Consider the following 20,888-nt stretch of genomic DNA (forward strand, 5'->3'; position numbering starts at 1 on the left):
GACCGCCGATGGAGGGTGGACGGGATAAAGCGGAAAACCCCCGCCTAGTACAAATGGGTTAGGTCTGGCCCACCGGGGCCGAAGACATCGCGGCAAGCTCGTCGCCGAGTTCGAGCGGGGAGGCGCTGGTGTAGACGGGTGCCGTGCATCTGGCCTTCTGCAGCCAGGAATCGGCGAGCCACAGCGCCAGCTTCATGATGGTGAAGGTCGGGTTGGCGCTGCCGGCGGTCGGAAACACGGAGGCGCTCGCCACCGCGACGTTGGGCACGGCATGGCAGCGCAGATCCTGCCCGACCACGGAATGCGCCGGATCGGATCCCATCCGCGTCGAGCCCGAGGGATGCGCGCACGCTTCCGCCCCCTCTATGATCGGCAGCGCCGGATCGGCGGCAGCCTTCGTCCAGTCCAGCGGGCAGCTCTCCTCGAACCCCGCGCGGCGCCAATACGCGCCGATATGCGAGATCGCCGAGCGGAAAGTGCGCTCGTCCTCCTGCCGCGGGCTCCATTCGAACAGGGCCTTCGGCATGCCGAAGCGGTCGCGCGCCTCGGCGAGGCGAATGCGGTTCGCGCGATTCGGCAATTGCTCCACGCACACGAGAAGATTGAAATCGATGTCTGCCGGCACGAAGAGTTGCCCGCGCAGGAGCCGCCAGCGCGCCGCCTGCGCAAGCAGCTTCATGTTCCTCGACATCCGCCAGGCGCTGTCCAGGTCGAACTGGCGTCTTTGCACGCTCTGCGCCACCTTCTTCAGTTGCGCCAGCGGGCTGCCTTCGAGATCCATCGACACATAGGCGAAGGCGCTGGAAACCCTGTCCTCCCGCTGCGCGGCCTCCGAAAGCTCCAGATGCAGGTCCCTGCGGGTCGAGTTAAGAAAGCGATAGGCAAAAAGGCTGTTGCTGAGCAGCGCGTTGCGCCGGCTGATGGTCGCCACCGTCGACTTCAGGTGGTCCTGGAAATAACGGCCGAGCGCGTCGCAACGCCTGAACGCCTGGTTGTCGGTCGCCGCGTCGAGGAGCAGCAGCAGCCGCGTCGTCTCGATCGTGCCCGCCGCCACCACGAACTCGTCCGCGCGCACTTCCAGCGTGTTGCCGTCGATGTCGCGCGCCGTAACGCTGTTCAGCCGGCCATGCTCACGGTCGACGCCGAAGCCGCATACGGTCGCCCCCAGCCAGATCTCGATATTGGGCGATTTGAGCTCCTTGCGGATGACGGTCGCGATGTTGCAGCGTTTGAAGGACGGGCATTTCGCCCACCGGAGCTTCAGATAGGGATCGTCGGAGGGAAACCGGTCCGGCGCCTCCCCGTCGTCGAACACGTTGCCGTCGTAGAAGCTGTCGTCGAGCTTGAGCAGGCTTTCGATCTCGCCATTGTATTTGTCGAGCTTGCCGAGATCGAATGGCCAGGCCGTCTGGGAGATGTAGGAACGCTCCGCCGCTTCGTGTCGGCTGATCGGGATCACCCGGCCGCCCCAGCGCGACGAGGTGCCGCCAAGGCCCCGGTATCTGCCGGTCAGCGCCCGCGAATACCTTTGCGAAGCGTCCTCGATCTCGTTCAGCCCATGTATCGCGGCGTCGAAACTCTCGTAGCCGCTTTCGAGCACGATCACCTTGTGGCCTTCACGCGCGACCTTCCGCGCAAAGAAAAGGCCGGCTATCCCGGCGCCGATGACGCATATGGGAGCTTGCACGGTGCTTTGGGGATTTTCCAAAGTTGAGAGATTAAGTATAGTCATTCTCTCATATACGCATTGCGAAATTTACGTGTCGATTCAGACCGTTGTTTAGCGGCTTCCACCCATAGGTTGTTGCCGCTAAGCACGCCTCATCCTTTCGAGGTTCAAAAGGATGAGGCCGTGCGTCCATCCTCGACCGCACGCCTTCTTTGGAAGCGGTTCCGAAATCATGCCGTTCCGCACTAACCTCGTTCCGCACACGGACGAATGCAGAGGTTTCGCGCGGTTACAAATGGCGTCGTCGATCTTCCCGCTGGTGAGCGTCATCATTCCTCACCTGAACGAGCCCGAGGATTTGCGGCGCTGCCTCGCCGCGCTCTCGGCGCAGCGCAGCCCCGACATCCCCTTCGAGATCATCGTCGTCGACAACGGCTCGCGCGTATCGCCGGCCGATGTCTGCGGCGGGTTTCCCGGCGTCCGTCTCGAAAACGAACCCGTCCCCGGTCCGGGGCCGGCGCGCAATCGCGGCGCCGCGGTCGCCACGGCCGAAATCCTCGCCTTCATCGACGCGGACTGTGTCGCCTGTCCCGGCTGGGTTCGCGCCATCGTTCAGCGTCTCGCGCCCGGATCGGACATCGATTTCGCCGGCGGCGACATCCGCATCCTGCCGGCTTCGCCGGACCGTTTCACCGCCATTGAGGCCTATGAAAGCATCTTCAGCTATCGCGCGCAGACCTATGTCGAGCGCTACGGCTTCGCCGCCACCGGAAACATGGCCGTCAGGGCGAGCGTGTTCCGCGCCGTCGGTCCGTTCGGCGGCATTTCGACGATGGAGGACACCGAATGGGGCCAGCGCGCGAGCGCACGCGGATACCGCATCGCCTATCTGCCGGAAGCGAGGGTCCTCACCCCTTCCTGCACCTCCTTCGGCGAATTGAGGCGCAGATGGGACAGGCACATCGCCCATGAATTCCGTCACGTCGGCCGAAGGCCGGCCGCCCTCCTCAAATGGCTCGCCGCAAGCGCGGTGATGGCCGCCTCGCCCTTGGGCGAAGTGCCGAAGATCATGCGCTCCGACCGCGTTTCGGGCTGGCGTGAGCGCGGCCTCGCCCTCGCCTGCCTCACGCGCGTACGCCTCTATCGCGCCTGGCGGATGCTCGGCCTCGCCGTCCGCGACGATACGGCGGCGATGGTCGGCGCGTGGAACCGGTGAGCGAGGAGCGAGGGAATACCCAATCCAGCTTAGCCTCAGCCTTTGGAACAGATAATCGAAGTATCTAGACCGAATTATCTAAAGACCGTCAAAACTTAAAATCGTATATTACATGATAATACTGAATTACTTCAGTATTTTTATTTTGAATTGGAATAACGATTATAAATCATACAAATAACGGTCGGGATTCCAGCTCGATATTCAATCATCGACGAATCGGCAGCGGAGCTCGGCTCCGTTCGCGGGCGGGGACACCGTTTATGTTCAAAGGCCTTTACGAACCCAACCTCGACATCGCGCTTCGAGAGCCGCGGCTGCGCCGTGTCGCCTCGCGCCCCGCCTATCTGGCGGCAAAGCGCGGGCTCGACCTGCTCGCGGTGTTCCTGCTTGCCCCCGTCGCCGTTCCGCTGGTCGGCGGGCTTGCCCTGCTCGTGCGCACGGACGGTGCCGGCGCCTTCTACGGCCAGCGCAGGATCGGGCGCGGCGGCAGGCTCTTCACCATGTGGAAGCTGCGCTCGATGGTTCCCGACGCCGAGCGGCGGCTCGAGCAACATCTCGCCCGGGACCCGGCCGCGCGCGCCGAATGGGACGCCGACCAGAAGCTGAAGGACGATCCGCGGATTACCCGCGTCGGGCGCCTGTTGCGCAAATATTCGCTCGACGAGTTGCCGCAACTCTGGAACGTCTTCACCGGCGACATGAGCCTCGTCGGCCCTCGCCCCATGTTCGCCGAGCAGCGCGCGCTCTACCCCGGCACCGCCTATTACGAGCTGCGCCCGGGCATGACGGGGCTCTGGCAGATCAGCGACCGCAACGGCTGCACCTTCGCCGAGCGCGCCAAGCACGACACGCGCTATGCGGACATCATGTCCTTCGCGACCGATCTGAGAATCCTGGCGATGACGCCTCTGGTGGTGTTCCGCGGAACCGGCCTCTGAACAAGAGCCTCCTGCATCAGGCAACATTGCAGGCAACGAGGCACCACTAAGACGGTCGGGCGCGCGATGATCTCGCGCGCCCGACTGCTTTCGTCCTCTTCCGCGGCAAAACCCGACGGCCGCGATCCGGTTCTCATAACGCTACGGACCGGAACTGCCGGCAATCCACCAGCCGGAAATTGCCTCTCTAGCTGAAGCCCCTCTGGGAATAGGACGTGATGGGGAACAGATCATTTATCTTATAGGCCACTTCGGTTCTGTTGGTGGCCTTGAGCTTTTTCATGATGTTCCGGATATGCACTTTGACCGTGCTCTCGCGCAGATTGAGTTCATAGGCGATGATCTTGTTCGCCTTTCCGCGTCTGAGCGCCTCGACCACCTCCGCCTGCCTGGCCGTAAACAGTCCGGCCATCGGCTTCGGCGCCTCCATTCCCGAAGCGAGCATCTGGCGCATGGCCATGACGCTGCTTGCCGGAACGAAGATGCCGCCCGCCAGCGCGAGGTCGATCGCCTCGATGCACACGTCGATGCCGACGGACGAAGGTATGTAGCCCTTCACCCCGAACTCGAGCGCATTGAGGATCTGAGCGAGGTCGTCCGTGTCGGCCAGTATGACGACCGGCACGGAACCGAAGGAGGAAACGAGCTTCCTTATCTCGTCGCTCACGCCGGCTTCGGTCACTTTATGCCCACCGATATTGAAGAGAACCGCCGACGGCGGATTGCCCTCCCTGGACTTGGCGGTCCACTCATCGAGCGAGCCGACAGGCAGCACGGTCATCCCCGCCCGATGCGCGGCGATGCTGCGTGCGAAGCACTCCCGATCGAGAGCGCGGCTGTCGATCATCACGATCGAACGCTGGTTATGCGAAGGTTCGACTGACGCAAACATCTCGTCATCGGAAATCGCAGCCCCCAACGCCCCGGCAGGCACTATATTTCTAGGCACGTGTATTTCATTCACAGATGTTGCAGAACTCATAATACTCTCCCCGCTATGCACTTGCGCAGCAATTCATCGAGGTCGCTTTCACTGCACGCGATGCATTTCACAGTTTTACTTTCGCCATCAAACCCAAAACGCGCTCTGGCTCGCTTACCCGGACTACCCCCTAACGAACAAACCGTGTGGAGCGATACCTTTTGATGGCTGAGTGCAGGGGTATGAAAGTTCCCCGCACAGGTAGAAACCTACACCTGCTTTTTACGGGAAATACTAATCTGGATTAATATGATTTCCACAATTCGACTTTCATCGTTCAAATCGAGTTTTTCAATACAAACATTTAACGAGCTAAATTTCTAGCTAACTCACGAATTTCGCGTTTAACGTAATATTAGTCTATGTAATCCAGCATTAACTAAGCAAAACAAGTGAACGCAGCCGATCAGCTCTACGACCTCCGGGAGTATAGCCTTACTCCAAAATAGGTAGGCGCTACTCCTTTCGCGCAACCAGCCAGGTAAGTCGGGAATCCGGAATGCCGATCCGTCTCGTTTTTCTGCCCTTTTGAGCAGCCTCCATCCGAAGATCATCGTCCAAACGGGCGTATGGCCAGACCGCGCTCACCTTGAGATTGTATTTCGGGAACGGATGTGACCTTTGCGAATTATTCAAACTGCACTGTCGAAGTTCACATGCGGCGTATCGGAAACTGCCGGATGTCCCGGCTCCTTTCGAGGGGAAAGGCAAATGAATTCAGTCGAAGACAAAGCGAAACGCCGCTTCCTGACATGAGAAGGCCTTTGCCGCCGGAACGGGTCCTCGGCGCGGGCGTCGATTGCGCCCGCCGTCCGATAGCGTGGCGGACGGCGCGAACGGCAGCGTTTTGATGCGGAAATTGTCGAGCAATGGAGAAGATACAGGCGTGATATGAAATCAGACAAAGGACGGGGGCATGTCCTCGCATAAACCGGCTGCGCCTGATGCGCTTACTCAGAAACTCGGAACCTTTTTGGCGCTCGGCCGGGAAGAGCTGGCGATGCTGGACGAGCTCCAGGGGCCGCGAACCTACATCCCGGCGGGCAAGGAGGTGGTTTATCAAGGCCAGCACGGCCACGCCGCCTATGTCCTGCGCGAGGGATGGGCGTGCTCCTACAAGCGCCTGATCGACGGCTCCAGGCAGATCATCGACATCGGCGTGCCGGGCGATTTCCTCGGCCTGCGCAGCCTGCTCCTGCGCACCTCGGACCAGAGCTTCGTGACGCTGACCGACGTCGAGGTGCGAAGGGTGGTCACCAGCAAGCTTTGGGATGCGTTCCGCAAGACGCCGCGCCTGGCCGGCGCGCTGCTGTGGGCCGTGTCGCGCGACGAGGCGATGGTGGTCGAGCATCTGGTCAGCATCGGCCGCCGCGACGCGCTCGCCCGCACCGCCCATTTCCTGCTCGAGCTCGGCGCGCGCATGCGCCTCGTCGGGCGCGGCTCGCACGACAGCTACGAATGCCCGCTGTCGCAGAGCATGCTCGCCGACGCGCTCGGCATGACCGCGATACACCTCAACCGCGTCCTGCGCCAGCTTCGCGAATCGAACCTGCTCGTCTTCCGCGAGGGCGTCGTCCGCTTCATCGACAGGGAGAAGCTCGCCGACATGATCGGCTTCGACCTGTCCTATCTCGACCAGGGCGGGCCGGTGCTCGATTGAGGCCGGAAGCTATTCCGCCGCCTCGGCGAAGGGCGCGGGAACGTAGTTGAGAATCGGCCCCAGCCAGCGCTCGACCTCGGCGACTTCCATGCCCTTGCGCCGGGCATAGTCCTCGACCTGGTCCCGCTCCACTTTTGCGACGCCGAAATAATAGCTCTCCGGATGCGCCAGATAGAGGCCCGACACGGACGAGCCCGGCCACATCGCATAGCTTTCCGTCAGCGTCACGCCGGCGTTCTTCTCGGCGTCGAGCAGGCGGAAAAGCGTCGTCTTCTCGGTATGGTCGGGCTGCGCCGGATAGCCGGGCGCGGGCCTTATGCCCTGATAGGGCTCGCCGATCAGCTCGTCCGTCGTGAAGGGCTCGTCCGGCGCATAGCCCCAGAATTCCTTGCGCACCTTCTCGTGCATGCGCTCCGCGAAGGCTTCCGCGAAACGGTCGGCCAGCGCCTTGACGAGGATCGAGGAATAGTCGTCATTGGCGCGTTCGAAACGCTCGGCGATCGCCACTTCCTCGATGCCCGCCGTCACCACGAAGCCGCCGACATAGTCCGGCCTGCCCGCGCCTTCCGGCGCGACGAAGTCGGAAAGCGCCATGTTGGCCTTGCCATCGCGCTTGGTGAGCTGCTGGCGCAGCGTAAAGAACGTCGCCAGCTCCTCCTTGCGGCTTTCGTCGGCATAGAGCCTGACGTCGTCGCCGACGGCGTTGGCCGGCCAGAAGCCGATCACGGCGCGCGGCGCGAACCATTTCTCGTCGATGATCTTCTTCAGCATCGCCTGCGCGTCCTCGAAGAGCTGGCGCGCGGCCGCGCCCTGCTTCTGATCCTCGAGGATCTTCGGATAGCGACCCTTCAGCTCCCAGGTCTGGAAGAACGGCGTCCAGTCGATGTAGCGGGCAAGCTCGGCCAGGTCCCAGGTCTCGAACACCTTCGTTCCGAGGAAGGACGGCTTCGGCGGCTGGTAGCCCGCCCAGTCGATCCGGTAGGCATTGTCGCGCGCCCTCGCCAGCGGCAGGCGCTGCTTCTCCGCTTCCGAGCGCGCATGCGCGTCGGCGACCTTCCGGTATTCGGCGCGCAAGGTATCGACATAACCCGCGTTGGCATCGGGCGAGAGCAGGCTTGAAACCGCGCCCACCGCGCGGCTGGCATCGGTGACGTAGACGGCCTGGCCGCGCTCGTAGCGCGGGTGGATCTTCACCGCCGTGTGCACGCGGCTCGTCGTCGCCCCGCCGATAAGCAGCGGAATGTCGAAGCCCTCCCGCTCCATCTCGGAGGCGACGTGCACCATCTCGTCCAGCGACGGGGTTATCAGGCCCGACAGGCCGATGATGTCCACCTTCTCGGCCTTGGCCGTCTCGAGGATCTTCGTCGCCGGCACCATCACGCCGAGGTCGATGATCTCGTAATTGTTGCAGGCGAGCACGACGCCGACGATGTTCTTGCCGATGTCGTGGACGTCGCCCTTCACCGTCGCCATCAGGATCTTGCCCGCGCTCTCGCGGGTTTCACCGCCATTGGCAAGCTTTTCCGCTTCCATGTAAGGCAGCAGCACCGCGACGGCCTGCTTCATCACGCGAGCCGACTTCACCACCTGCGGCAGGAACATTTTTCCCGAGCCGAAGAGATCGCCCACCACGTTCATGCCGGCCATCAGCGGACCTTCGATGACGTGCAGCGGCCGCGCCGCGTTCTGGCGCGCCTCCTCGGTGTCCGCCTCGATGAATTCGGTGATGCCGTTGACCAGCGCGTGCTCCAGCCGCTTCTCGACCGGCCACTCGCGCCAGGCGAGGTCGCGCTCCTTGGCCTCCTTGCCGCCCGTGCCCTTGAAGCGCTCGGCGAGTTCGAGCAGGCGTTCGGTCGCGGTGCCGCCCGCCTTCGGCTGGCGGTTGAGCACCACGTCCTCGCACGCCTCGCGCAGCTCCGGATCGATCGTGTCGTAGACGGCGAGCTGGCCGGCATTGACGATGCCCATGTCCATGCCGGCGTGGATCGCGTGATAGAGGAACACCGCGTGCATGGCCTCGCGCACCGGCTCGTTGCCGCGGAACGAGAAGGAGAGGTTCGACACGCCGCCCGAGACATGCACATGCGGCAGCGTCTTGGTGATCTGGCGCGTCGCCTCGATGAAGTCCACGCCGTAATTGTCGTGCTCCTCGATGCCCGTCGCCACCGCGAAGATGTTCGGGTCGAAGATGATGTCCTCCGGCGCGAAACCGGCTTCCCCGGTCAGGAGCTTGTAGGCGCGGGTGCAGATTTCGACCTTGCGCGCCTCGGTGTCGGCCTGCCCCTTCTCGTCGAAGGCCATGACCACCACCGCCGCGCCATACATGCGGCAGAGCTTCGCATGGTGCAGGAACGCCTCCTCGCCTTCCTTCATCGAGATCGAGTTGACGATCGGCTTGCCCTGGACGCATTTCAGGCCCGCCTCGATCACCTCCCATTTGGAGGAGTCGATCATCACCGGCACCTTGGCGATGTCCGGCTCGGCGGCGATCAGGTTGAGATACTCGACCATCGCCTTCTGCGAATCGATCAGACCCTCGTCCATGTTGACGTCGATGACCTGCGCGCCGTTCTCCACCTGGTCGCGCGCGACGACCAGCGCGGCCGCATAGTCGCCCGCCGTGATCAGCTTGCGGAACTTGGCCGAGCCGGTGACGTTGGTGCGCTCGCCGACATTGACGAAGGGGATGTCCTTGGTCAGCGTGAAGGGCTCCAACCCCGAAAGTCGCATCAGCGGCGCGCGCTCCGGCACGCCGCGCGGCGCGTGCTTCGCGACCGCCCCGGCGATCGCGGCTATGTGCTCGGGCGTCGAGCCGCAGCAGCCGCCGACGACGTTGACCAATCCCTCGCGGGCGAACTCCTCCACCTGCGCCGCCATGAATTCCGGGCTCTCGTCATATTGACCGAAAGCGTTGGGCAGGCCGGCATTGGGATAGGCGCAGGTGAAAGTCTCCGCGGCGCCGGACAGCTCGGCCAGATGCGGGCGCATGGCGGCGGCACCCAGCGCGCAGTTCAGCCCCACCGTGAAGGGCCGGGCATGGCGCACCGAGTGCCAGAACGCCGTCGGCGTCTGGCCGGAAAGCGTCCGCCCGGAAAGATCCGTGATCGTGCCGGAGATCATCACCGGCAGGTGGATGTCCTTTTCCGCAAAGATTTCCTCCGCTGCGAAGATCGCCGCCTTGGCGTTCAGCGTGTCGAAGATCGTCTCGATCAGGATGATGTCGGCGCCGCCGTCGATGAGCCCGCGCAGCTGCTCGCCATAGGCGATCCTGAGATCGTCGAAGGTGACGGCGCGATAGCCGGGATTGTTCACGTCGGGCGAGATCGAGGCCGTGCGGTTGGTCGGTCCGAGCGCGCCCGCGACGAACCGGCGCTTGCCGTCCTCCTGCTCGGCGCGCCGCAGCGCGCGCTTGGCGAGCCGCGCCCCGTCGCGGTTCAGCTCGTAGACCATCTCCTCCATGCCGTAGTCGGCCTGGGCGATCGAGGTCGAGGAGAAGGTATTGGTCTCGACGATGTCCGCGCCGGCTTTGGCATAGGCGTAGTGGATGTCCTCGATCGCCTTCGGCTGGGTCAGGATCAGGAGATCGTTGTTGCCCTGCTGATGGCAGGCGCAGCCGGTGAAGCGGTCGCCGCGGAAATGGTCCTCGCCGAAGCCGAGCCCCTGGATCTGCGTGCCCATCGCCCCGTCGAGCACGAGGATGCGCTCGCGCGCCGCCGCTTCCAGCGCGGCGCGAACCTCCGATCCATCGGGCTTCGGCGCGGTTTCGCCGAACAGTTCATCGAGTGACGTGTTTGTTTGCGACATGATCCATACCTGCGACGACACAGGCATAAGTCACATAAAGATATCTTTATGTCAACATGCGGAGACGGGTTTCTGAATGGAGATCAATTCGGGGAACGCCACCAAAAAGCGGGGAGCACGCGTAAGGTGAAAAGGTGAACCTCCTCCGCCTCCTTTCTTCCTACCGCACCGCCAGCGGTTCTCCGTCTGATTCGCCTCTTTCCCTCCGGGGCCCTCCACCATGCTTCGCAGGGTCTCCCGCTTCGCAGCAGGGCTATCGCATATGGGTGCGATACACGCCCTCCACCGCCTTCGGCGGTCCCCCTCCCCCGTAAGCGGGGGAGGAACCACGATGCGGCCGTCCGCGACATCGGCTCCTCCCCTGCGACGCGGGGGATAGAGCGACGGCGACAGTGCGGAGGGCGCCCGCCTACCCCTTCCTCAACAGACAGATGTCCATGATCCAGCCCTTTTCGGCCCGCTTCTCGCGCCGGAGGCGGCGGATGTCCTCGCCGACCTCGCTCAGCCGGCCGGCGACGATCGTCTCGTCGGGAGTGCCGAGATAGGCGCCCCAGAACACGTCCGGATCGCCTTCCACATTGGTGAACGCCCCTTCCCCGTCGAGCATCACCGCGACGCTGCCCGCGCCTTGCGGCCAGCCTTCCGACAGTTTCCGCCCGGTCGTGATGACGACCGGCTCGCCGATGTTGTTGAGCACCGTGCCGTGCGCGGCCGTCAGCGCCTGCACGCTGGTGATGCCGGGCACCACCTCGCGCTCGAGCCGCAGCCGCCCGATCGCCTCGACGCGGTCGAGGATGCGCAGCGTGCTGTCGTAGAGCGAGGGATCGCCCCAGACCAGGAAAGCGCCGACCTGCGTCTCGTCCAGTTCCTCCGCCAGCAGCCGATCGTAGATCGCCGCGAGCGCGCCGTGCCATTCGTCCACGCCGGCGCGGTAGCCGGCGGCGGCGCTACGCCGCGGCACCTCGAATTCGACGAGACGGAAATCCTTCTCGATGTAGCGTTCGCAGATCTCGCGCCGCAGCGCGGCGAGATCCTCCTTCTCGTCGCCCTTGTTGGGAATGAAGAGCACGTCCGCGCGGTTGAGCGCCCCGACCGCCTGGATCGTCAAATGTTCGGGATTGCCCGCGCCGATGCCGATCACCAGAACCTGCCGTCTCATGTCCGCGCCTTCCCTGTTGAAACCCAGCGCCTCACTTACAGCCGCGCCGGACCAAGCTCAATTCGTGCGAACCCCATTTCGCCCGCATCGCCCGCCACGCCTCGCGTAAACCCTACTGACAAAGAGGGATATTTTTTGCGCGACCTGGCGTTTAGGAAATGCCATGCTCCGAAAACGCATCGAAAATCGTGTTCAACAGAGCTTCACGAACCGCAAGGAACCCGACCGATGAATTCTCCCCGCAAGACTTTCGCAATTGCCGCCCTCGCCCTGGGCCTCACCACCGCCGCGGCAAGCGCGCAGGTCGTCGTCTCGTCCAAGATCGACACCGAGGGCGGCGTGCTCGGCAACATCATCCTCGCCGTGCTCAACGCCAACGACATCGCCACCACCGACCGCATCCAGCTCGGCGGCACCCCGGTCGTGCGTCAGGCGATCACCGCCGGCGAGATCGACATCTATCCCGAATATACGGGCAACGCCGCCTTCTTCTTCGAGAAGGCCGACGATCCGCTGTGGAAGGACGCCGCGAAAGCCTATGAGGAAGCCAAGAAGCTCGACTACGACGCCAACAAGATCGTCTGGCTGACGCCCTCGCCGGCCAACAACACCTGGGCGATCGCGCTGCGCAAGGACGTCGCCGAGCCGAACAACCTCGCCAGCCTCACCGATTTCGGCAAATACGTGGCCGACGGCGGCGAGGTCGTGCTTGCGGCATCCTCCGAATTCGTCAACTCCGCCGCCGCCCTGCCCGCCTTCCAGACCACCTACGGCTTCACGCTGAAGCCCGAACAGCTCATCACCCTTTCAGGCGGCGACACGGCGGCGACCATCGCGGCGGCGGCCAACCAGACCAACGGCGCCAATGCCGCCATGGTCTACGGCACCGACGGCGGCATCGCGCCCTCCGGCCTCGTCGTGCTCGAGGACGACAAGGGCGTGCAGCCGGTCTACCAGCCGGCGCCGATCATCCGCGAAGCCGTGCTCAAGGAAAATCCGCGGATCGAGGAACTGCTCAAGCCGGTCTTCGAGAAGCTCGACCTCGTCACGCTCCAGGAGCTCAACGGCCGCGTGCAGGTCGGCGGCGAGCCCGCCAAGGCCGTGGCCGAGGATTTCCTGAAGCAGAACGGCTTCCTGAACTGACGCTTTCGGAGAGTCCTTCCTTGGCGCTCCTTGCCACCGCTCTCCGGTCCGCCTTGCCCTCGGCGAAAGGCAGCCGTCGTCCGCCGAAGCAGGCGGAACGGTCGCCTTGTCATTCCTTCTGCGGCGGTCGGCCGACGCGGAGTTGGGAGTTGATCTCCTCATCGGGGAGTGGAACCGCCCCCTCCACCATGCTTCGCATGGCCCCGCTCCTCCGCTTCGCAGGGGAGGAACCGACATCGCGGCCGGCCGCCCCCTGGTTCCTCCTCCGTTTACGGGGGGTCCGAAGGACGCCCGAAAGGCCGGAGGGGGCGAATGAGGCCCCCGGAGGCGGTGGAGGGAACATCGGCCTAAGCTCCGCCTTCGAGAAAATTGCGGGAAACCGCGGGCCTCGGCGAACCGGACATTGCAAATCCCCAAACACCACCGACACTCCCGGAAGCCCCGCATGAGCTTCCGTCCGGACAAGCTCGGCGTGGTCATCGCGGCGATCGCGGCCTATGCCTCGCTCGCCGTGCCCTTCGCGACCTTCCGGGCGAACCGCATCGTCCAGGGCGAGGCGCAGGCGATCGCCGCCGCGCTTCCGGGCTGGGCGGCCGCGCTGCTCTTCGCGGTGATAGCCGCGGCGATCGTCGTCGCGCTCCTGCGCAATTCCGCCTGGCTGCGTCTTGCCGCCGGCCTCGCGGCGCTCACCGTCCTCGCCCTCCTGATCGGCCTTGCCGCCGATCACCTCACGCCTCCGGAAAACACCTACGCCCGGGTCTCGCCGGCTTCCGGCTTCTGGCTGCTGGTCTTCGCCTTCGCGCTGCTTGCCACCGACGCCTTCACCAGGCTGCGGCTCGCGCCGCTGGCGCGCATCGCGGCGCTGGTGATGGCCGCCTTCTGCCTGGGGCTGATCCTGCGTTCAGGCGCCTGGGACGGCCTGTCGATCCTCAAGGAATACGCCAACCGCGCCGATTCCTTCTGGAGCGAGGCGGCGCGGCACATGACGCTGGCGCTCGGCTCGCTCGCGGCCGCCGTCGTCGCCGGCATTCCGCTCGGCCTCCTCTGCCACCGCGTTCCGCGCGTGCGCGCGGCGATCCTCAACGTGCTCAACATCGTCCAGACCATCCCGTCGATCGCGCTCTTCGGCATTTTGATCGCGCCGCTCGCCTGGATCGCGGCCAATGTTCCGGGCGCGGCGGCCCTCGGCATACGCGGCATCGGCGTCGCGCCGGCCTTCGTCGCGCTGTTCCTCTATTCGCTGCTGCCGGTGGTCGCCAACACGGTCGTCGGCCTTGCCGGCGTCCCGCGCGAGGCCAATGACGCGGCTCGCGGCATGGGCATGACCGGCTGGCAGCGCCTTTTCAGCATCGAATTCCCGCTTGCCTTTCCCGTCATCCTCACCGGCATCCGCATCGTGCTCGTCCAGAATATCGGCCTTGCCACCATCGCCGCCCTCATCGGCGGCGGCGGCTTCGGTGTCTTCGTCTTCCAGGGCATCGGCCAGACGGCGATGGATCTCGTGCTCCTCGGCGCGGTGCCGACCGTCGCGCTCGCCTTCGCCGCCGCCGTCATCCTTGACGCCATCATCGAAATGACCGCCACCGAACGCACGGAGGTCCGCACCGCATGATCGAGATCGAGCACATCACCAAGCGCTACGGCGACATCGCCGTCGTCGACGACGTCTCCTTCGTCGTCGAGCCGCACACCGTCACCGTCATCGTCGGGACGTCGGGCTCCGGCAAGACGACACTGCTGCGCATGATCAACCGGCTGGTCGAGCCCACATCTGGCACGATCAGGCTCGACGGCGAGGACAACCGCTCCGTCCCCGGCCACGAGCTTCGCCGTCGCATCGGCTACGCCATCCAGGGCCACGGCCTGTTCCCGCACCGCACGGTCGCGCAGAACATCGCCACCGTGCCCGTGCTCCTCGGCTGGGACGAGGCCCGCATCGACGCACGCGTCGACGAGCTGCTGACACTCTACCAGCTCGACCCCGCCCAGTTCGGTCCGCGCTACCCGCACGAGCTTTCCGGCGGTCAGCAGCAGCGCGTCGGCGTCGCCCGCGCGCTCGCCGCCGAGCCCAACGTGCTCCTGATGGACGAGCCGTTCGGCGCGCTCGATCCGGTCATCCGCGCCAAGGCGCAGGAGGACCTCCTCGCCATCCAGAAGCGCTTCGGCACCACCATCATCCTCGTCACCCACGACATGGAGGAGGCCATCCATCTCGGCGATCGCATCGCCGTGATGGACGAAGGCAAGCTCATCCAGTACGCCGCGCCGGCCGAAATCCTTGCCAAGCCCGCCACCGGCTTCGTCGAGACGCTGATCGGCACGGGCGACCGGCCTTTCCGGCTGCTCTCGCTCGAAACGGTAGAGGACGCCATCGAACCCGGCAAGGCGACAGGCAATGCCATCCCGGCCACGGCCACCCAACGCGACGCGCTGGCCGAGCTCCTGTGGTCCGGCCGCCGCGCCCTGCCCGTCGCCGCCGGCGACGGCGCCATCCTCGGCCGCGTCACCATCGATGCGCTGGTCAAGCGCGCAGCAAGGCCCGCCGCATGAGGCTGTCGCTGCCGACGGTTCTGCGCCTCGTCGCGCTCATCGTCCTGGTCGCCTTCCTCGCGCGGCCGGACTGGTTCGAGCCGGTCTTCCGCCCGCTCACCCAGAACAACGCGCCGGCGATCTACAACCAGGGCAGCCTGATGACGCTGACGCTGCTCCATCTGCGCACGGTGCTCATCGCCACCGTCGCCGCCACCATCGTGGCGCTCGGCCTGGCCATCCTAGTCACCCGGCCGGCCGGCGCGGAGTTCCTGCCGCTCTCGCGCAGCCTGGTCAATATCGGCCAGACCTTCCCGCCGGTCGCGGTCCTTGCCCTTGCCGTCCCCGCCGTCGGCTTCGGCGAGAAACCGACGCTGATCGCGCTCTTCCTCTACGGCCTGCTGCCGATCTTCGAGAACTCGCTTACCGGCCTCACCACGCTGCCGAAATCCGTCACCGAAGCCTCGCGCGGCGTCGGCATGACCGGCTGGCAACGCCTCACCCGCATCGAACTGCCGCTGGCGCTGCCCGTGATCCTCGCCGGCATAAGGCTCTCCGTCGTCATCAGCCTCGCCACCGCCACGATCGGCTCCACCGTCGCCGCCAGGACGCTCGGCGAAGTCATCATCGCCGGGCTGCTTTCCAACAACCTCGCTTTCGTGCTGCAGGGCGGCCTGATCGTCGGCATATTGGCGGTGCTGATCTACGACGCGCTTTCCGCGCTCGAACGGGTGCTCGCCAGGCGCACCGGCCTCTCGCAATCGCTCACGACCTGAACCGACGTTCTCTACCACCGGTTGCCCAGCTCTCGCCATCATTCGACCTATGCTTTCGCGTGGCGGAAGGGGCATCGGCTATCGGGAGGAAGGATGGCCCTTCTCATATCCGCCCTGCGCGCGCTGGCGATCGCCGCCGTGTTCTCGCTCAGCATCGCGATGGCGCTCGCGATTTCCCTCGGGCTCGCCCATGCCGGCTATCTCGGCAGTTGCCAGGACGGCGCCTGCGAGCTCGCCGCGGTGATCTACGTCACGCCCTTTCTCGGCACCGGCCTCTATTTCGCGAGCCTGATCGGCTACTCGATCTACTGCCGGCGCAGCACGCGGGAGCCGCGACCCTGAGGCCATTCGCGACAGTTTGTCCGCGCCGCGGAGCATGACGGTCGCTTGTGCTCGATCCAATGGGCGACCTATAACCTCAGCCATAATTGAGGTTACAGTCGATGGGCAAAGCCGCCGTCAAGCAGACCCTCACCGTGGGCGAGGTGGCCGGGCGAAGCGGCGTCGCCGTCTCCACCCTGCATTTCTACGAATCGAAGGGGCTGATCGAAAGCTGGCGCACGGAGGGAAACCAGCGCCGCTACCATCGCGCCGTCCTGCGCCGCGTCGCCATCATCCGCATCGCCCAGCGCGCCGGCATTCCGCTTTCCGCCATCCGTGACGCGCTCGCCGACCTGCCCCACGAGCACGTCGCCACCGCCGACGACTGGAAGCGCTTCACCGAAGCCTGGCGCGACATGCTGCAGGAGCGCATCACCAGCCTGCTGCAGCTCCAGAACCAGATCACGAGCTGCATCGGCTGCGGCTGCCTCTCGCTGGAGGAATGCCCGCTGAGGAACCCTGACGACGTGCTCGGCGGACAGGGCGCCGGCCCCAGAAGGCTGATCTCGAAGCCGTGATTTCCGCTTCCTGAACGTAACGGCCGCCGGCTTCCCGCGCGGAGAGGCGGCGGACAATTTCGCGCATCCGCGGGGGTCTTTTCGACCTTGATCTCAACCATGCTTGAGGTTCTATAAGCCATGTCGGCAACAACAAAGGAGTGCCGACATTGCACAGTGATATTGACGATACGCTCTCGTCGGGATCGATTGATCCGGGGTCGAGCGGCGTCCAAGCCGCCCCCGCCGGCTGGGGCGACCTGCTCAGCGGAAAGAACGCCATCTACGCGCTCACCCTTGCCGGCGGCGTCACCCTCTACGCCGTCAACATGTACATCGCCACGACGGTCATGCCCTCCGTCGTCATCGACATCGGCGGGCTCGATTTCTACGCCTGGGCGACGACGCTGTTCGTCGTCGGCTCGATCCTCGGCGCCGCCCTCGCCGCCAAGCTCATGAAGACCGCCGGCCCGCGTGGCGCCTACATCGCGGCGACGCTGCTCTTCGCGGCCGGAACGCTCGTCTGCTCGCTGGCGATCAACATGCCGGTGATGCTCGCCGGCCGAGCCATCCAGGGGCTGGGCGGCGGCTTCCTCTACGCCCTCGCCTATGGGCTGACGCGGCTGGTGCTTCCCGAACGGCTATGGGGACGCACGATCGGGCTGATCTCTGCGATGTTCGGCATCGCGACGCTGATCGGCCCGGCCGTCGGCGGCGTGTTCGCCGAATATGGCCAATGGCGAGCCGCCTTCTGGTTCTTGCTGCCCTTCACGGCCATGTTCGCGATCCTTGCCTTCGCCACCCTTCCTCGCAGCAGCAGCGACCGGAACGAGAAATCCGCCGTGCCGCTCCTGCAGCTCGTCATGCTGACGGGCGCCGTCGTTTCCGTCTCGGCCGGCAGCCTCTCCCTTAACGCCGCCTGGAAGATCGCCGGCCTCGTCGGCGGCCTTGCCCTGATCGCGCTGATCGCGGCCGTCGACACGCGGGCCAAGGCGCGATTGTTGCCCAGGCGGTCCTTCAGCGTCGCCACCCCGCTCGGCGCGCTCTATCTGATGATCGCCCTGCTCATGCTCGCCATGCAGCCGGAGATATTCGTGCCCTACCTGCTCCAGAACCTGCATGCGCAATCGCCGCTCTGGGCCGGCTATCTCGCCGCACTGATGTCGATCGGCTGGACGGCGGCCTCCCTGCTCAGCGCGCGCTGGCAGGACGATGGCGGTGATCGCCTCGTCGTCGCCGGCCCCGTCCTCACCCTTGCCGGCCTCGCTTTGCTCGCCGCCTTCATACCCGTCGAGGGCAATGGCGAGTGGACGCTGCTCGCGCCGATCTGCCTCGGGCTGATCCTGGTCGGCTTCGGCATCGGCCTCGCCTGGCCGAGCCTCGTCACCCGCATCTACCGGAGCGCGCCCGCAACCGAACAGGATTTGGCGGCCGGCGGCATGACGACCGTCCAGCTCTTCGCCATCGCCTTCGGCACGGCCTGCGCCGGCATGGTCGCCAATTTCGCAGGCATCGCGGATCCCGGCGGCGTCGTCGGAGCCTCGAGCGCCGCATTGTGGCTCACGGGCATCTTCGCGCTCGCGCCCGCCGTGGCGATCCTGGTGGCGTTCAGGGCCGTGCGCCTCACCCGGAAAGAGGGGTGAGGCATGCCGGCCATCATTGCGACGATCCTCGATTCCCGCGTCTTCGGCATCCTGGCGCGGGTCGTCCTCACCCTGGTCTTCTGGTCGAGCGGGCTCGCCAAGCTCTTCGATTTCGGCGCCAACGCCGCCGTCATGGAAGGCTTCGGCCTTTATCCCGGCTGGCTGTTCAACACGGCGACGCTGATCCTTCAGATCGGCGGCTCGCTGATGATCGTCTTCGGCCGCGGCGTCTGGCTCGCGGCCGGCGCGCTCGCCGTCTTCACCCTCCTCACCATCCCGATCGCGCATCCGTTCTGGGCGAAGGAAGGCGAGGAGGCGTTCCGCGACATGACGGTCGCGCTCGAGCATGTCTCCCTCGTCGGAGGGCTCGCGATCGCCGCCATCCTGTGGCGCAAGTCCGCATAGGAGCCGCAGCGGCCGTCCGCGACCTCGGCTCCTCGCCCGTTAACGGGGGGCCCGAGGTCGGGCGAGACCAGTGGCTCGCCCCGGCAAGGGACCGCCGAAGGAGGTGGAGGGAGCGTTGTCGGTGATAAGCTGAAACGGCTATTGGCAGACGTCGACCCACTCGGCATTGACCAGCGAGGCCAGCCGGTCGGTTGCCAGCTTCACCGCCGCATTGGTCGCGCCGGCGGCGGGAACCACCTCGGAAAACTGCTTCAGCGTCACGTCGCAATAGATCGGCAACGGCTCGGGAAGCCCGAACGGGCAGACCCCGCCGACCGGGTGGCTGGTCGTCGCCACCACCTGCTCGGCGTCGAGCATGCGCGGCTTGCCGCCGAAACGTTCCTTGAACTTGCGATTGTCCAGCCGTGCCGTGCCGCCCGCCACGATCAGCATGGTTTCCTCATTGACGCGCAGGCAGATCGTCTTGGCGATCTGGGCGGGCTCCACGCCGTGCGCCTCGGCCGCCAGCGCCACCGTGGCGGAGCTCGTCTCGGTTTCGATGATCTCGATGTCGGGTGCATGCGCCGCGAAGAAGGCGCGAACGGATTCGATGCTCATGCCTTCAGCATATACAATCGGAAGCTGTTTCGTGCCAACCCCGCCCTTGGGCATCGCCTCTGGCCCAAACCTCTGGACCAACCGACAAACCAAGCTGGCTCCGTCGAAAATACCTGCCAACTATTGAACATGTGAAATGTAGCTCCTATCTCCAGGGTGCGTCGGAATTTCTCCTCCCATTGATTCCGACGCGTTCCCCTCTGGAGGTTTTACCTTCACAACTGGCCAGGCGTTCGCGTCTGGCCTTTTTTTATGCGGCTCAGACCGCGACCAGCGGCCACTGGAAGGTCCGCAGCAGCACGTTCGGATCGCACCACACCAGCGCGCCCGTCGTGTTCAGATAGATGTCGAAGCGGACCTCGACCTCCGCCCACAGATCCTCGTGCATCACCATCTGCGACTGGTGGAAGTCGAGCGCGGGAAGCGGCTTGAAGCCCGGCATCGCCGCGTGGCGCGAATAGCCGGTGTTCTTCAGGTAGATGCGCCACGGATCCTGCACCGTCGCCTCCGCCACCTTGCCTGCGACCGGCCCGTCCGGACCGAATTTCCACTGAAACAGCGTGTGCCTCAGCGAGATGTTGCACGAGGCGATGCCGTTGCCCTGGATCAGGTCCCAGTCGGGCGCATAGGCGACCACACCGCCGAACAGCTCGACATGCGGCGCCGAGCGATACCAGCCGCTCGGGGTCTTGGGGCGCCGGTCGGGCGACAGGCAGAACCGCGCCACCGCGCCGAAGCTGGTATGCATCTCGCCGTCGTAATCGTTCACCTTCGGGCCGCCCAAGAAGCGCAGCCCGTCGTCGTGGAAGCTCGCCCGCGTGTCGGGCGCGACGAACGACCACGTCTCCGACCACCAGAAGGACGGATCCTTCTTCACCGGTCGCGGCCAGACCGGCAGCGTGGGAAACGCCCCGGCCAGGTCCTTCCACTTGACGGCGCGGTCCTTCAGCCGGGTCGCGACCTTGGTGTTCTTCTCGGCCAGGATGTCGCTCAGGGCGGGATTGTAGCCCTCGAAGCCTGAAACCGCGGCCTCCCCGGCCGTGCGGCTTCGCTGAAGCGAGCGCCTTGTTTCGAGAAGGCGCTTCCTGAAATCCGGGTCGAGATCGGCCTGGTTTTGGAGCGCCAGCCGCTCGCCATGCGCCTTGCGGCGCGCCGAAAGCGCCTTCGTCACCTCAGCCGTGAGCTTCTGCTTGGGATTGGTTAGAACCATTTCGTCGGCGACTGCCGCGCCTTTGACCATCGTATCCATGGGATATCTCCTTGGTGGGCCATGCGCCGGCGAATGCGGTCTCGAAAATCCCTTCCGACCGATGCACCGCCGACGGCATCCATTGGACGCGACATCGCGATGCTTGACCGGCTGGAATTTCAGCCGAACATTTCATCCAAACGGGCTATTGAAAGCGCTTCGATTGGCCGATTTGCTGTCGGCCGGGCCGAACGGAGGATTTGTCGGCATCGCCAAGATTGCGAGCTTATGCAATCG

General features: G+C 65.0%; 17 protein-coding genes. 11 read left to right on the forward strand and 6 right to left on the reverse strand.

Translation table 11 applies throughout. The features are described 5' to 3' along the window. Positions 1-58: 58 nt before the first annotated feature. On the reverse strand, positions 59-1,687 hold the full coding sequence (locus XW59_RS08015) for an FAD-dependent oxidoreductase (RefSeq protein ID WP_170990110.1): 1,629 nt from the start codon (positions 1,685-1,687) through the stop codon (positions 59-61). 277 nt (positions 1,688-1,964) lie between these two features. Here XW59_RS08015 and XW59_RS08020 point away from each other — a divergent pair, with 277 nt between their 5' ends. Further along, positions 1,965-2,885: a glycosyltransferase family A protein gene (locus XW59_RS08020; protein WP_047144043.1), complete on the forward strand. Its 921-nt coding sequence runs from the start codon at positions 1,965-1,967 to the stop codon at positions 2,883-2,885. A 263-nt stretch (positions 2,886-3,148) separates the two neighbouring features. After that, entirely contained in the window at positions 3,149-3,826 is a 678-nt protein-coding gene (locus XW59_RS08025; protein ID WP_082137436.1) for a sugar transferase, read from the forward strand. Between the two features lie 187 nt (positions 3,827-4,013). On the opposite strand, the gene XW59_RS08030 is transcribed toward XW59_RS08025, so the two are convergent. After that, positions 4,014-4,718, reverse strand: a complete 705-nt coding sequence (locus tag XW59_RS08030) for a response regulator transcription factor (RefSeq protein WP_052958010.1) — start codon at positions 4,716-4,718, stop codon at positions 4,014-4,016. 1,006 nt (positions 4,719-5,724) lie between these two features. Between XW59_RS08030 and XW59_RS08035 the strand changes: the two genes are divergently transcribed. Beyond that, positions 5,725-6,468, forward strand: a complete 744-nt coding sequence (locus XW59_RS08035) for a Crp/Fnr family transcriptional regulator (protein ID WP_047144042.1) — start codon at positions 5,725-5,727, stop codon at positions 6,466-6,468. Between the two features lie 9 nt (positions 6,469-6,477). Here XW59_RS08035 and metH read toward each other — a convergent pair whose 3' ends face one another. Then, entirely contained in the window at positions 6,478-10,272 is a 3,795-nt protein-coding gene (gene metH, locus XW59_RS08040; RefSeq protein ID WP_047144481.1) for a methionine synthase, read from the reverse strand. Between the two features lie 409 nt (positions 10,273-10,681). Continuing rightward, the gene (gene cobF / locus XW59_RS08045) at positions 10,682-11,431 is read right to left on the reverse strand and encodes a precorrin-6A synthase (deacetylating) (RefSeq protein WP_047144041.1); all 750 of its coding nucleotides are present in this window, start codon (positions 11,429-11,431) and stop codon (positions 10,682-10,684) included. Between the two features lie 228 nt (positions 11,432-11,659). Between cobF and XW59_RS08050 the strand changes: the two genes are divergently transcribed. From XW59_RS08050 to XW59_RS08085, 8 genes are all read left to right on the forward strand, one after another. After that, on the forward strand, positions 11,660-12,574 hold the full coding sequence (locus XW59_RS08050) for an ABC transporter substrate-binding protein (RefSeq protein ID WP_047144040.1): 915 nt from the start codon (positions 11,660-11,662) through the stop codon (positions 12,572-12,574). A gap of 445 nt (positions 12,575-13,019) precedes the next feature. Continuing rightward, positions 13,020-14,186, forward strand: coding sequence for an ABC transporter permease (locus XW59_RS08055; protein ID WP_047144039.1), 1,167 nt, complete (start codon positions 13,020-13,022; stop codon positions 14,184-14,186). After that, complete coding sequence (locus tag XW59_RS08060; RefSeq protein ID WP_047144038.1) at positions 14,183-15,124, forward strand: ABC transporter ATP-binding protein; 942 nt, start codon at positions 14,183-14,185, stop codon at positions 15,122-15,124. The genes XW59_RS08055 and XW59_RS08060 overlap by 4 nt, the downstream gene beginning before the upstream one ends. After that, entirely contained in the window at positions 15,121-15,879 is a 759-nt protein-coding gene (locus XW59_RS08065; protein ID WP_047144037.1) for an ABC transporter permease, read from the forward strand. Before XW59_RS08060 ends, XW59_RS08065 begins: the two co-directional genes overlap by 4 nt. A gap of 93 nt (positions 15,880-15,972) precedes the next feature. After that, positions 15,973-16,221, forward strand: a complete 249-nt coding sequence (locus XW59_RS08070) for a hypothetical protein (protein ID WP_047144036.1) — start codon at positions 15,973-15,975, stop codon at positions 16,219-16,221. A 101-nt stretch (positions 16,222-16,322) separates the two neighbouring features. Further along, positions 16,323-16,778: a redox-sensitive transcriptional activator SoxR gene (gene soxR, locus XW59_RS08075; protein WP_047144035.1), complete on the forward strand. Its 456-nt coding sequence runs from the start codon at positions 16,323-16,325 to the stop codon at positions 16,776-16,778. A gap of 149 nt (positions 16,779-16,927) precedes the next feature. Further along, positions 16,928-18,400 (forward strand): MFS transporter, encoded by a 1,473-nt coding sequence (locus tag XW59_RS08080; RefSeq protein ID WP_082137435.1) that lies wholly within the window; start codon positions 16,928-16,930, stop codon positions 18,398-18,400. A gap of 3 nt (positions 18,401-18,403) precedes the next feature. Further along, entirely contained in the window at positions 18,404-18,805 is a 402-nt protein-coding gene (locus XW59_RS08085; RefSeq protein WP_047144034.1) for a DoxX family protein, read from the forward strand. Between the two features lie 138 nt (positions 18,806-18,943). Here the strand turns inward: XW59_RS08085 and XW59_RS08090 are convergent, their stop codons facing one another. Together XW59_RS08090 and XW59_RS08095 are read right to left on the reverse strand one after the other, a co-directional pair. Beyond that, positions 18,944-19,402, reverse strand: a complete 459-nt coding sequence (locus XW59_RS08090) for a YbaK/EbsC family protein (RefSeq protein WP_047144479.1) — start codon at positions 19,400-19,402, stop codon at positions 18,944-18,946. A 259-nt stretch (positions 19,403-19,661) separates the two neighbouring features. Beyond that, positions 19,662-20,651, reverse strand: coding sequence for a hypothetical protein (locus tag XW59_RS08095; protein ID WP_047144033.1), 990 nt, complete (start codon positions 20,649-20,651; stop codon positions 19,662-19,664). Positions 20,652-20,888 lie beyond the last annotated feature (237 nt).

Source organism: Aquamicrobium sp. LC103, from assembly GCF_001014615.2.
GTDB lineage: Bacteria > Pseudomonadota > Alphaproteobacteria > Rhizobiales > Rhizobiaceae > LBCQ02.

Bases quoted from the DNA above. Each gene is read 5' to 3' on its own strand.
- XW59_RS08050 (WP_047144040.1), top strand. From the start codon at position 11,660: ATGAATTCTCCCCGCAAGACTTTCGCAATTGCCGCCCTCGCCCTGGGC.
- metH (WP_047144481.1), bottom strand. From the start codon at position 10,272: ATGTCGCAAACAAACACGTCACTCGATGAACTGTTCGGCGAAACCGCG.
- XW59_RS08065 (WP_047144037.1), top strand. From the start codon at position 15,121: ATGAGGCTGTCGCTGCCGACGGTTCTGCGCCTCGTCGCGCTCATCGTC.
- XW59_RS08060 (WP_047144038.1), top strand. From the start codon at position 14,183: ATGATCGAGATCGAGCACATCACCAAGCGCTACGGCGACATCGCCGTC.
- XW59_RS08020 (WP_047144043.1), top strand. From the start codon at position 1,965: ATGGCGTCGTCGATCTTCCCGCTGGTGAGCGTCATCATTCCTCACCTG.
- XW59_RS08055 (WP_047144039.1), top strand. From the start codon at position 13,020: ATGAGCTTCCGTCCGGACAAGCTCGGCGTGGTCATCGCGGCGATCGCG.
- XW59_RS08025 (WP_082137436.1), top strand. From the start codon at position 3,149: ATGTTCAAAGGCCTTTACGAACCCAACCTCGACATCGCGCTTCGAGAG.
- XW59_RS08085 (WP_047144034.1), top strand. From the start codon at position 18,404: ATGCCGGCCATCATTGCGACGATCCTCGATTCCCGCGTCTTCGGCATC.
- XW59_RS08035 (WP_047144042.1), top strand. From the start codon at position 5,725: ATGTCCTCGCATAAACCGGCTGCGCCTGATGCGCTTACTCAGAAACTC.
- XW59_RS08030 (WP_052958010.1), bottom strand. From the start codon at position 4,718: ATGTTTGCGTCAGTCGAACCTTCGCATAACCAGCGTTCGATCGTGATG.
- cobF (WP_047144041.1), bottom strand. From the start codon at position 11,431: ATGAGACGGCAGGTTCTGGTGATCGGCATCGGCGCGGGCAATCCCGAA.
- XW59_RS08070 (WP_047144036.1), top strand. From the start codon at position 15,973: ATGGCCCTTCTCATATCCGCCCTGCGCGCGCTGGCGATCGCCGCCGTG.
- soxR (WP_047144035.1), top strand. From the start codon at position 16,323: ATGGGCAAAGCCGCCGTCAAGCAGACCCTCACCGTGGGCGAGGTGGCC.
- XW59_RS08090 (WP_047144479.1), bottom strand. From the start codon at position 19,402: ATGAGCATCGAATCCGTTCGCGCCTTCTTCGCGGCGCATGCACCCGAC.
- XW59_RS08095 (WP_047144033.1), bottom strand. From the start codon at position 20,651: ATGGATACGATGGTCAAAGGCGCGGCAGTCGCCGACGAAATGGTTCTA.